Origin of the sequence: Streptomyces sp. S3(2020) (assembly GCF_013044505.1) — a bacterium.
Lineage (GTDB): Bacteria > Actinomycetota > Actinomycetes > Streptomycetales > Streptomycetaceae > Streptomyces.
In genome coordinates, this window is sequence record NZ_JABERD010000257.1 from 1 (window position 1) to 12,285 (window position 12,285).

Here is a 12,285-nt window from a genome sequence, read left to right on the forward strand (position 1 = left end):
AACTGGGCCGGTACGAGGACATCCCGGCCCAGTTGGTGCTGCGGTCGGTGGGGTATCGCGGGGTGCCGCTGGAGGGCCTGCCGTTCGACCCCGCGACGTGCACGGTGCCGCACGCCGCCGGGCGCGTGCTGCGCGAGGGGGTGGTCGCGCCGGGTGAGTACGTGGCGGGGTGGATCAAGCGGGGGCCGACCGGGGTGATCGGCACGAACCGGCCGTGCGCGAAGGAGACGGTGACGTCGTTGATCGAGGATGCGGGGAAGCTCGTACGCGAATTGCTGCCCGGTGATCCGCTGGCGGGGCTGCGGGCCGACGGCATTCGACCGGTCGAGTGGGCGGGTTGGTGCGCCATCGAGCGAGCCGAGGCAGAACTCGGCTCATCGCTGGGCAGGGGGGTGGTGAAGCTCCCTGACTGGGAGTCACTGATGGCCGCCGCGCACAGCATCGCCCCTTAGGGGCGCGGGGAACTGCGCGACCGGCCACACACTGCCCGCACCCGGAAACGAAGCAGCAACCACCCCGAAATCAACAAACTGTTCAAGGAGCCTACGGTCCCCCACATGACCACACACCCCGTCGACGAAGTCCCACCCGCACGCCAACTCGCCGCCTTCGGACTCCAACACGTCCTCGCGATGTACGCCGGCGCCGTGGCCGTCCCCCTCATCGTCGGCAGTGCCATGAAACTGTCACCCGCCGACCTGGCGTACCTCATCACCGCCGACCTCCTGGTGTGCGGCATCGCGACGCTCATCCAGTGCATCGGCTTCTGGCGATTCGGCGTACGGCTCCCCATCATGCAGGGCTGTACGTTCGCCGCCGTGTCACCGATGGTGCTGATCGGTACCACAGGCGGCGGACTCCCGGCGATCTACGGCTCGGTGATCGTGGCAGGGCTCGCGATCATGCTGTTGGCACCGGTGTTCGGAAAGCTGCTGCGGTTCTTCCCGCCGCTCGTCACGGGCACCGTGATCCTGATCATCGGTCTGTCGCTGCTCCCGGTCGCGGGCAACTGGGCGGCCGGCGGGGTCGGTTCGGCCGACTTCGGGGAGCCGAAGAACCTCGGGCTCGCCGCGTTCGTCCTGCTCGTCGTCCTCGCCGTGCAACGCTTCGCGCCGGTCTTCCTGAGCCGGATCGCCGTCCTGATCGGCATCGTGGTCGGGCTCGCGGTCGCGGTTCCGTTCGGGTTCACGGACTTCGACGGGGTCGGTGACGCGGACTGGCTCGGCATCAGCACGCCGTTCCACTTCGGCGCGCCCACCTTCGAGTTCTCGGCGATCGTCTCGATGCTGGTCGTGGCGCTGGTGACGATGACCGAGACGACCGGTGACCTGATCGCGGTCGGCGAGATGACGGACCGCAAGGTCGAGCCCCGCTCCCTCGCGGACGGTCTGCGCGCCGACGGTCTGTCCACCGTCCTCGGCGGAGTCTTCAACACCTTCCCCTACACGGCGTACGCGCAGAACGTCGGCCTCGTCGGGATGACCCGGGTCCGCAGCCGCTGGGTCGTCGCCACGGCGGGCGGCATCCTCGTCCTGCTCGGTCTGCTGCCCAAGCTGGGCGCGGTCGTGGCCGCCATACCGGCGCCGGTGCTCGGCGGAGCGGGTCTGGTGATGTTCGGGACGGTCGCGGCGAGCGGCCTCAGGACGCTCACGCAGGTCGACTTCAAGGGCAACGACAACCTGACGGTGGTGGCCGTCTCGGTGGCGGTCGGCATGCTGCCGGTCGGGGTGCCGACGGTCTACGAGAAGTTCCCGGACTGGTTCCAGACGGTGATGAACAGCGGCATCAGTGCGGGCTGCCTGACCGCGATCGTGCTGAACCTGCTCTTCAACCACCTTCGTCCGAAGCCCGGTTCAGTCGCTCCCGAGGCGGCCGGCCTGGCGGGAGGCGGCGCCGAGGAGACTGTCGAGAAGTCCCGGGAAGAGGCCGTCTAGGTCGTCCTTGCGCAGGCCGTTCATCTTGGCCGTGCCCCGGTAGATCTGCCGGATCACCCCCGCCTCGCGCAGCACCCGGAAGTGGTGCGTGGTCGTGGACTTGGTGACCGGCAGCTCGAACTGCGAACAGGAGAGCTCGTCGCCCACGGCGGCGAGCTCTCGCACGATCCGGAGCCGCATCGGGTCGGAGAGCGCGTGCAGGATCGGCTCCAGTCGGATCTCCTCGCGCGCCGGGTGCGGAAGATCGCGGCTGCTGACGGCGGGAGAGGTCACGACGGCTCCAGACTCTTCGGGCCACCCATTGTACGAGACCTCTCGTAGTTTGACACTCTACGTACTACGATGCCTATCGTACGAGTCGACCACCCGGTCCCGTGACGAATGGAGCCCGCCGTGAGTGCACTCTTCGAGCCCTACACCCTGCGTGACCTGACGATCCCCAACCGGGTGTGGATGCCGCCGATGTGCCAGTACTCCGCGGCGCCCGAGGGCCCGCAGACCGGGGCACCGAACGACTGGCACTTCGCCCACTACGCGGCGCGCGCGGCCGGCGGCACCGGCCTGATCATCGTCGAGGCGACGGGCGTGAGCCCCGAGGGCCGGATCTCCCCGTACGACCTCGGGATCTGGAACGACACCCAGGTCGAGGCGTTCCGCCGGATCACCCGCTTCCTGGTGTCGCAGGGCACGGTGCCGGGCATCCAGCTCGCGCACGCCGGCCGCAAGGCGGCCACAGACCAGCCCTGGAAGGGCGGCGCGCCGCTCGGCACGGACGGGTACGGATGGCAGCCGCTGGGGCCGAGCCCGCTCGCCTTCGACGCACGGCACTCGGTACCGACCGAGCTGACGGTCGCTCAGATCCAGGAGATCGTCGGCCAGTTCACGGACGCGGCCCGCCGCGCCCTCGCCGCCGGGTTCGAGGTCGCCGAGATCCATGGCGCCCACGGCTATCTGATCAGCAACTTCCTCTCCCCGCACTCGAACCACCGCACGGACGCCTACGGCGGCTCCTACGAGAACCGCACCCGCTTCGCCCTCGAGGTCGTGGACGCCGTACGGGAGGTGTGGCCGGACGACAAGCCGCTGTTCTTCCGCATCTCGGCGACCGACTGGCTGGAGGAGGGCGGCTGGACGGCGGACGACACGGTCCGCTTCGCCGCCGACCTCCGGGCCCATGGCATCGACCTCCTCGACGTCTCCACCGGCGGCAACGCCTCCGGTGTCCGCATCCCGACCGGCCCCGGCTACCAGGTCCCCTTCGCCGCCCGGGTGAAGACCGAGACCGCGCTGCCGGTGGCCGCGGTCGGCATGATCACCGAGCCCGAGCAGGCCGAGAAGATCCTCGTCAACGGGGAGGCGGACGCGGTGCTGCTGGGCCGCGAGCTCCTGCGCGACCCGTCGTGGGCCCGGCACGCGGCGCGGGAGCTGGGTGGGGACGTGCGTGTGCCGGACCAGTACCACCGGTCCGTCTGAGCCGCTCCTCCTTCCGGAGTACGGCGCCCCCGGCAAGTACTCCCCAAAGGTCGGGGTCGGTGTCTCCATAGGCACGATGCGCCGCGGGCTCCCGAGGACAAGGCTGGCCGCATCGAGCGTGAGGAGGGCGCCATGAACCGCCAGACCCGCATCCGCGTCAACCGCCGCCCCGCAGCACCCCGGGACGAGAAGATCGACCGCAGGACACCGTCGGGACGCCTGCTGCCGTACTGAGCTCTCCGCTGGATGAGCAGTGATGTGCCGTCGTTCGGCTGCGGCGCCGTCGTGGCTGGTCGCGCCCGCGCGGCGGTAGCCGCACATCGATACCGCCCCGCGCCCCTTCGGGGCGCGGCCGAACCGGAGCGGACTTCGCCCGACCCGCTTGAACGGTGTCGCCGTTGAAGAGGTCCGGGTCCACGTCGGTGCCGATGCCGGGGACCCGGCCGTTCTCGGAGTGCTGCCAGACCGACCAGTGCGGGAAGGCCAACCGGCCGGCCCCGTCCTCCGGCAGCGGCGGCACCCGAGTCACCTCGCGGTACGCGGCGATCCACAGCTCCAGGGCCGGGAGGCTGCCCAGATTCCGTGAGGCGCCGCGCCAGCCGGACTCCTGTCGTCAGCCGCTCGCGAAGGAACCGGGCCTGCGGCCTTCCGGGCGGATCGAGGCGCCGTTCGCCACGACACGGGCCGGCCGACTGTCGGCCGGCCGGCCCGAGGGCGGTCAGGGTGTGGGGCGTCAACCGGTCGTGCAGGCCGTTCCGTTGAGGGTGTACGCGCCCGGCGCCGCGCTGTTTCCGGTGTGCGTCGCCTGGTAGCCGATGCTGACGCTCGCGTTCGGGGCGAGTGTGGCGTTGTACGAGACGTTCGTCGCCGTCACCGCGCCGGAGCTCGGCGTGTAGGTGGCGTTCCAGCCGTTGGTGATGGTCTGGCCGGTGGGCACGGTGAAGCCGAGCTGCCAGCCGTTCAGCGTGGTCGTGCCGGTGTTGGTGATCGTCACCGAGGCGGTCAGCCCGGTGTTCCAGGCGTTGGTGGTCACGGTCACCTTGCAGGGCCCGGCAGGAGGCTGGGGTACGGGACCGCCGCTGTCGAGGCCGAAGAACGTGAGGACGCGGGCCGCCATGCCCCAGGCGTACAGGTTGTGGCCGACACCCTGGAGGCTGACGGCCTCCACCGGGGCCTGGTCACCGGTGCCGCCGTAGCGGGTCCGGGTCCAGCCGGACTGGGGTGTGTCCGTGGCCGCCGGGGTCTGGCCGACGCCCTGGACGTTCGTCCACTGCTTGATCTCCTCGCCGAAGTTGGGGTAGCGCAGTACGTCGTCCTCGGTGCCGTGCCACACCTGCATCCGCGGGCGGGGGCCCGTGTAACCGGGGTAGGCGGCGCGGGCGATGTCGCCCCACTCCTGTGCGGTGTGGGTCACGGTGCCCTGGGCGCAGGCGCTGTTCCACTCGGAGCCGTCGGTGGTGGCGAAGCAGCCGAACGGCACACCCGAGAAGGCGGCGCCCGCGGCGAACACGTCGGGGTAGTCGCCGAGCAGGACGTTGGTCATCATCGCGCCGGAGGAGATGCCGGTGGCGAAGATCCGGCCGGTGTCGGCGTCGTAGGCGTCGACCGTCCAGTCGACCATGGACTTGATACCGACCGGGTCGCTGCCGCCCCCGCGCCTGAGGGCCTGCGGTGAGGCGACGTCGAAGCACTTGCTGGCGCGGGTGACGGACGGGTAGACCACGATGAACCCGTACTGGTCGGCGAGCGAGGCGTACTCGGTGCCCGAGTACATCGCCGGACCGGAACCGGTGCAGTAGTGGACCGCGACCACGATCGCCGGGTTCTCGGTGACGGTGTCGGGGACGTACAGGTACATCTGCAGGTTGCTGGGGTTCGTACCGAAGTTCGTGATCTCGGTGAGCGTCGCGGTCGGGGTGGCCTCCTCGCGGGCGGAGGCCTGCGGGGCGGTGAGGAAGCCGGCGGCGAGTAACGCCACCAGCAGTGCGTGGAGCGCGACGAGGACCGCGCGCAGCGGTCTCCTCGCGACGGTGCCGGCAGTGGCGGACACGGTGGGTCCCTTCGTGATGGCGGCTCGTGGGGGCATCGCTGAGGGGAGTAACAGGCATGGTGACATGCACATGGCTGCCATGGAAGCGCTCCCACGCACCCTGTTGCCCATGCGATCCGTTGTGCGCGAAGCGTTGACTAGAAAGCGCTTGCCCTCTACGTTCCGTTCAGCAGCGTGTCCAACGGGCTGAACAAGGGGCCCAGAAGGTCACTATGTCCGCACAACTTCGTTCAGATTGACGTTCAACGTTTATGTACATGATCGAGTAAGGCCCTCCTGAAGGGACGCACCCCCATGCGTACTCGCCCCCCACACACATCTGCGCGAAGGACCACGGTGCTGCTGGCCGCGGTCACCGCCCTGGCCGCGGCTTCGGTGCCCGCCGGGGCCGCCGAGTCCTCCCCCGTCGGGTTCGGCGCCGGTACCACCGGCGGTGGCGGCGCCACCGCGGTCACCGTCTCGACCCTGGCCGCCTTCAGGACGGCGGTCACCGGCAGCACGGCCAAGGTCGTGCGGGTCAACGGCCTGATATCGCTGAGCGGTCAGGTCGACGTCGGCTCCAACACCACGGTCCTGGGCGTCGGTTCGTCGTCCGGGTTCACCGGGGGCGGGCTGCGGCTGAAGAAGGTCACCAACGTCGTCGTCCGCAACCTGAACATCAGCAAGCCGCTCGCACCGGCCGACGGCATCGAGGTGCAGGCGTCGACGAAGGTGTGGATCGACCACAACTCCTTCTCCGCCGACCGGAGTCACGACAAGGACTACTACGACGGCCTGCTGGACATCAACCACGCCTCCGACAACGTCACGGTGTCGTGGAACACCTTCAAGGAGCACTTCAAGGGCTCACTCGTCGGCCACAGCGACAACAACGCGGGCGAGGACACCGGGCACTTGAGGGTGACGTACCACCACAACCACTTCAGCAACGTCCACTCGCGCATCCCCAGCCTGCGCTTCGGGACGGGGCACTTCTACAACAACTACGTGGACGGCGCCGAGACCGCCTGCCACTCGCGCATGGGCGCCCAGATGCTCGTGGAGAACAACGTCTTCCGCAACACGGGAGTCGCGGTCACCACGAACCGCAGCAGTGACGTGGACGGCTACGCGAATCTGCGCGGCAACGATCTCGGCGGGGCCGCGACCGAGATCTCCCGGACGGGCGGCTTCACCAGCCCGCCGTACGGCTACACCCCGGAGTCCGCCTCGACGGTCGTCGCCTCGGTGACGTCCGGCGCGGGCGCCGGAAAGCTCTGAGACCCCCCTCGACCGCTCGACGGACAGAAGGAATCGGGACATGACTTCTGCACCACGTACGCGCGTCCGCACGCGCGCGCTGACCGGCGCGACGGCCGCCCTCGGCCTATCGCTTGGCATGATCACGACACTGGGAGCCACTCCGGCGAACGCCGCCACCTGGCCCACCGCCAGCGGCAACCAGGCCGTCTCCTCGACCATCTCGCTGTCCGGCACCAAGGACTACGGGATGATCCGCCTCTACGGCACCGGCGACCTGGGCAGCGGCAGCCAGGACGAGGACCAGGGGCCGATCCTGTCGCTGGCCGCCGGCACGGTCCTGAAGAACGTCATCATCGGCGCGCCGGCGGCCGACGGCATCCACTGCGCGGGCAGCTGCACGCTGCAGAACGTCTGGTGGGAGGACGTCGGCGAGGACGCGGCCACGTTCCGCGGTTCCTCGTCGTCGAACGTGTACACCGTCTCGGGCGGTGGCGCGAAGTCGGCCAGCGACAAGGTGTTCCAGTTCAACGGCGCCGGGACGCTGAACGTCTCCAACTTCGCGGTGCAGGGCTTCGGCACCTTCGTCCGCTCGTGCGGCAATTGCTCGACGCAGTACAAGCGGACGATCAACCTGAACACCATCGAGGCGACCTACTCGGGCAGCAAGCTCGTCGGCATCAACACCAACTACGGCGACAGCGCGACCCTGAAGAAGATCACCATCGTCGGGGACAGCAGCAAGAAGATCATCCCGTGCCAGAAGTACATCGGCAACAACACCGGCAAGGAGCCGACCACCAACGGCACCAACGCCGACGGCACCTACTGCAAGTACGCGACGTCGGACATCACCTACAAGTAGTCCCCCCACGGTGAAGGCGGCCGTACGAAGCGTCCCCGCACGGCGCTTCGCACGGCCGCCGCATCATGTCCCCAGCTCCCGCCGGTAGTTCGCGTACGCGGCGCGCAGGGCCTGCCCCGGCCAGTCGTCGGGCAGGAGTTCGTCGGGCAGGACGGGATCGGCGAGCAGGTGCCGTACGACCGCCGCGAAGGCGGTGAAGAGGTCCGCCGGGCGATCCGCGCGTGCCGCGTGGGCGAGCAGGGCCCGGCCGGTGGCGGCCCAGGCGTCGAGCGGCCACAGGGTGGCGGCCAGTTCGCCCGCGGGGCGGTCGGGGCGGGCGGTGCAGCGCTCGGCCACCTGGTCGAGGTCGTCCGGCAGCGGGCGGCGCAGGTTGGCGGGGCGCAGCCAGACACCCTCGCGGAGTTCGGCGAGCCGCAGGGCGGTCAGCCGGGTGCGCAGGTCGGCCCGTTCGGCGGGGCCGCGTCCTGTCGCGGTGATCACGAGCATCTCCCAGTCGCCGCTCCACGCGTGCGTGCGTGGATGCACGGCGTCGTCCTGGCGCCGCTGACGCTCCAGCAGCCGGTCGCTGAGCCGGTGGACGGTGTCCGTGCGCCGTAGATCACCGGCCGCGACCATCCGGCTGAGCGCGGCCCGCGCGGTGGAGCCGCCGACGCCGAAGGGCTCCACGCGGCGTACCAGCTCCTTCACCGGCAGCTCGGGCGGATGCGCCCCCAGCAGCAGGCTCAGCACGACCGAGCGCGCGGAGAGCGGGCGCAGTTCCAGCCCGTCGGGCCGCACCGTGATGTTCGTCCGCATGGTCACGTACTGTATGTCGTGTTGCATGATTGCTACGATCGCAGCGAGAGTGCAACACTCGTTCCATGGACTCCATGACGGCGACGCACGACGTCACCAACCAGCCCCCTCCCCTGACCCCGTACGACGCGTCCGAGGACACGGCCCTCCTGGAGGGGCTGCGCCGCCAGGGCGCCGGCTGGGCCGAGGAGGACGTACGGCGGCTCGGGCTGCTGGCCGGGAGCGCGCAGGCCCAGGAGTGGGCCGAGCTCGCCAACCGCCACGAGCCCGAGCTGCGCACGCACGACCGGTACGGGCATCGTGTCGACGAGGTCGACTTCCATCCGAGCTGGCACCACCTCATGCGGGTCGCGGTCACCGAGGGTCTGGCGGGCGCACCGTGGGCCGATGACCGGCCGGGCGCCCATGTCGCCCGCACCGCGGGCGGGCTGGCGTGGGGGCACACCGACGCGGGGCACGGCTGCCCGACCTCGATGACGTACGCCGCCGTCCCCGCCCTGCGGCACCAGCCGGAGCTCGCCAAGGTCTACGAGCCCCTGCTGACCGCCCGGGAGTACGACCCGGTCCTGCGGGTGCCTGCCGAGAAGCGCGGTCTGCTGGCGGGCATGGGGATGACCGAGAAGCAGGGCGGCTCCGACGTCCGCACCAACACCACGACGGCCACCCCCACCGCCGAGCCGGGCGTGTACACGCTGCGCGGGCACAAGTGGTTCACGTCGGCGCCGATGTGCGATGTCTTCCTGGTGCTGGCGCAGGCACCGGAGGGCCTGTCGTGCTTCCTGGTGCCGCGGATACTGCCCGACGGCACCCGCAACACCTTCCGCATCCAGCGGCTCAAGGACAAGCTGGGCAACCGGTCGAACGCGTCCTCCGAGCCCGAGTTCGACGGCACCGTCGCCTGGCTGGTCGGGGCCGAGGGGCGGGGTGTCAAGACGATCATCGAGATGGTCAACTGCACGCGTCTGGACTGCGTGATGATGTCGGCGACGCTGATGCGCAGGACGCTCGTCGAGGCGGGCCACCACGCCCGCCACCGCAGCGCGTTCGGCGCCCGGCTGGCCGACCAGCCGCTGATGCGCAATGTGCTCGCCGATCTCGCCCTGGAGTCCGAGGCCGCGACGACGCTCACGCTACGGCTGGCGGGGGCGGCCGACCGGGCGGTGCGCGGCGACGAGGGCGAGCAGGCCTTCCGGCGCATCGCGACGGCCGTGGGCAAGTACTGGGTCACCAAGCGGGGCCCGGCCTTCACCGCGGAGGCCCTGGAGTGCCTGGGCGGCAACGGCTATGTGGAGGACTCGGGCATGCCCCGCCACTACCGCGAGGCTCCCCTGCTGTCGATCTGGGAGGGCTCGGGGAACGTCAACGCCCTCGATGTGCTGCGGGCGTTGGTGAGGGAACCCGGCACGGCGGACGCCCTGTTCGCCGAACTCGCCCTGGCGCAGGGGGCGGACGCCCGTCTGGACGCGGCCGTGGCCCGGCTGCGGGGGCTGCTGGCCTCGGCGTCCGAGACCGGTGCCCGGCGGCTGGTGGAGCAGATGGCGCTGACCCTGCAGGCCTCGCTGCTGGTCCGCCACGCCCCGGCGCCGGTCGCCGACGCCTTCTGCGCGACCCGGCTCGGCGGTGACTGGGGGCACGCGTTCGGCACGCTCCCCGACACGGCCGACCTGGGCGCGATCCTGGGCCGTGCGCTGCCCGAGGAGGGCTGACCGGCCACCGAGGGCCCCCTTAGCAGACAGTCACGTCGTGATTCCGCTTCGTTGTCAGTGCCGTGGTGCAGACTCCGATGAGATGGCACTTCGCCTGGGGAGGACGCGTGTTCACGGGGATCGACGAGGTCGACTGGGCTTCGATGCGGCATGCGTACGGCAGTGCGGAGGACGTGCCCGGCCTGCTGCGGGGGCTGGCCTCCCCCGACGCCGCCGAGCGGGAGACCGCGCTCGACGGGATGTACGGCGCCGTGCACCACCAGGGAGACGTGTACGACTCGACGCTCGCCTGCGTTCCGTTCCTCTTCACGCTCGCCGCGCGGGAGGAGGTGCGCGACCGGGGCGGGATAGTGGAACTCCTCGTCAGCATCGGCGGGGACGGTGAGCCGTCCGAGGACATGTACGCGGTGGCGCGGACGGCTGTGCGGTCGGGCGCCGAGGTCTTCGTCCGGCTGGCCGGGGACGCGGACGCCGGGGTCCGCGGAGCGGCCGCGGGGGCCGTCGTGCGGTTCCTCGACGAACCGGCGCGGGTGCTGGGGCTGTTGCGGGAGCGGATCACGGTGGAGCGGGACGACCGGGTCCTGCTCGCGCTGACCGAGGGGCTCGGGCTGTTCGTCCGCCGTCACCCCGGGGGCGCGACGGAGGCCGTGGACCTCCTGGCGGCCCAGAGTGCGCCGCCGTACGGACCGGGGCTGCGGCTGGCCGCGCTCGGCCAGCTGGCGGGGTGCGCTCCCGACCGACTCCCGGCCGAACTGGTCCCCACGGTCGTCGCGCTGCTCCGGGACCGGTCCGGGCGGCGGTCCGCCGTGCGGTGCGCGCCCGACCCGCCGGACACGGACACACTCGTGGGGCGGTTGCGGCGGCTGCGGCCCTCGGACGAGGAGGGCTCCCAGCTGCTGCGGACCCTGCACACCGCGCTCGACGGGCGGTCGGACGACCGGATCGCCCTGCTGAACGGGCAGTTGACCAGCCCTGACCCCACCGACCGGTGCAACGCCGTGTGGATGTCCCCCGGGCTGTTCCGTGAGTGGCGTGCCGACTACGCCACTCCGGTCGCGCTGATCGGTGCCCAACTGGGGGCCGAGGAGGACCGGTTGCGCGACGCCGCGACGTCCGTCCTCGGCGACCTCTTCGATCTGGCCGCACCGGCTGCCGACGACCTCCACGCCCTGGTCGTGTCCCGCCCCGAACTGCGGGTGCGGCACTGGGAGCACGGCGCTCCCACGCTGGGCGGGGCGCTCAAGGCCCTTGCCAGGAGCGGGGATCCGCGGGCCGTGCCGGTGCTGGGCGAGATACTCGCGGGGCCGATCGTGCCGGACGACCTGGGGCAGGTGGTCCCCCATCTGGGCCGGGCCGCCGCTCCGTTGGCCCCGGCGCTACGGGACAGGCTCGCGGGAGTCCCTCTGGACGCCCCTGACCTGTACGAGCGTGCGGTGACGCTGCTGCTGGCGCTCCGGGTGCTGGACGACCGGGAGTGCGTGCCGCTGGTGCTGCGACTCCTGCTCGGCATGCCGGAGGGGATCAGGTTCCGGGACTCGGTCGTGGCGGCCGCGGTGCGGACGCTCGGCGCGTTCGGGGAGGAGGCGCGCGACGCGATACCGGTGCTGCGCGGGCTGCTGGAGGGCGAGAGCGCGGTCGTGGCGGCCGAGTCGCTGTGGGCGGTGTCGGGGGACGTGGCCGCCGTCCTGCCGGTACTGGTGCGGGAGTTGGAGGACGAGAGCTCCCGACAGCGGTCGACCGCGGCCGAGGTGCTGGGAAGGCTGGGCCGGCCTGCCGCGCCCGCGCTGAGCGAGCTCCGGCGGATGACCGCGGCGGAGTGCGTGTGGCAGCGGACGGCGGCGGCGTGCGCGGTGTGGCGGATCGCCGGGGAGAGCGACCTGGTGTCCCCGGTGCTGCGGCGAGCATGGGCGGAGAACGCCCGGACCCGCCGCACGATCGTGGAGTGCGTCGCGGCCGTGGGAGCGGCGGGGGCACCGCTGCACGACCTCGTCCGAGGTGAACTGACCGCTCCTCGACGGCATCTGGCGACTCCCGGGGGCTACGGGAGCCATGACGTCCTCGACGACGAGCGGTTGCTGCGGGGGTGCCGGGAGGTGTTCGGGGCGGGTAGGGGCGACGGGGCGGTGGAGTGGGACCCCGAGGCGGAGGCCGAGTTCCTCGACGGCGTGCTCGGCAATCTGTATCTGCTGACCGTCAACGAGGAGGGGCCCGGCGACGGACCCG

9 protein-coding genes and 1 pseudogene are annotated in these 12,285 nt (G+C 71.2%); 7 read left to right on the forward strand and 3 right to left on the reverse strand.

Features of this window, described 5'->3' with window-relative positions; all coding sequences use genetic code 11:
• Positions 1-452, forward strand: a pseudogene (locus HLK59_RS43300) (NADP oxidoreductase); the annotation flags it as partial.
• A 105-nt stretch (positions 453-557) separates the two neighbouring features.
• Positions 558-1,934: a nucleobase:cation symporter-2 family protein gene (locus HLK59_RS43305; protein WP_171147163.1), complete on the forward strand. Its 1,377-nt coding sequence runs from the start codon at positions 558-560 to the stop codon at positions 1,932-1,934.
• On the opposite strand, the gene HLK59_RS43310 is transcribed toward HLK59_RS43305, so the two are convergent.
• On the reverse strand, positions 1,854-2,207 hold the full coding sequence (locus HLK59_RS43310; RefSeq protein ID WP_171147164.1) for a helix-turn-helix domain-containing protein: 354 nt from the start codon (positions 2,205-2,207) through the stop codon (positions 1,854-1,856). The two genes, HLK59_RS43305 and HLK59_RS43310, sit on opposite strands and share 81 nt — an antisense overlap.
• 120 nt (positions 2,208-2,327) lie before the next feature.
• Here HLK59_RS43310 and HLK59_RS43315 point away from each other — a divergent pair, with 120 nt between their 5' ends.
• Positions 2,328-3,407 carry an NADH:flavin oxidoreductase/NADH oxidase gene (locus HLK59_RS43315; RefSeq protein WP_171147165.1) on the forward strand — a complete coding sequence of 360 codons (1,080 nt, stop codon included), beginning with the start codon at positions 2,328-2,330 and terminating at the stop codon, positions 3,405-3,407.
• A gap of 733 nt (positions 3,408-4,140) precedes the next feature.
• Here HLK59_RS43315 and HLK59_RS43320 read toward each other — a convergent pair.
• Entirely contained in the window at positions 4,141-5,457 is a 1,317-nt protein-coding gene (locus tag HLK59_RS43320; protein ID WP_346779949.1) for a PHB depolymerase family esterase, read from the reverse strand.
• A 294-nt stretch (positions 5,458-5,751) separates the two neighbouring features.
• Between HLK59_RS43320 and HLK59_RS43325 the strand changes: the two genes are divergently transcribed.
• On the forward strand, positions 5,752-6,717 hold the full coding sequence (locus HLK59_RS43325) for a polysaccharide lyase family 1 protein (protein WP_171147167.1): 966 nt from the start codon (positions 5,752-5,754) through the stop codon (positions 6,715-6,717).
• A 40-nt stretch (positions 6,718-6,757) separates the two neighbouring features.
• A complete protein-coding gene (locus HLK59_RS43330) occupies positions 6,758-7,561 on the forward strand; it encodes a pectate lyase (RefSeq protein ID WP_171147168.1) in 804 nt (267 codons plus the stop codon).
• Between the two features lie 63 nt (positions 7,562-7,624).
• Here the strand turns inward: HLK59_RS43330 and HLK59_RS43335 are convergent, their stop codons facing one another.
• Positions 7,625-8,383: a PaaX family transcriptional regulator C-terminal domain-containing protein gene (locus HLK59_RS43335; RefSeq protein WP_240982980.1), complete on the reverse strand. Its 759-nt coding sequence runs from the start codon at positions 8,381-8,383 to the stop codon at positions 7,625-7,627.
• 38 nt (positions 8,384-8,421) lie between these two features.
• Between HLK59_RS43335 and HLK59_RS43340 the strand changes: the two genes are divergently transcribed.
• Positions 8,422-10,062: an acyl-CoA dehydrogenase family protein gene (locus tag HLK59_RS43340; RefSeq protein WP_171147169.1), complete on the forward strand. Its 1,641-nt coding sequence runs from the start codon at positions 8,422-8,424 to the stop codon at positions 10,060-10,062.
• Positions 10,063-10,169: 107 nt separating this feature from the next.
• Positions 10,170-12,285: HEAT repeat domain-containing protein (locus tag HLK59_RS43345; RefSeq protein WP_346779950.1), on the forward strand; the 2,116-nt coding region annotated here is incomplete at its 3' end.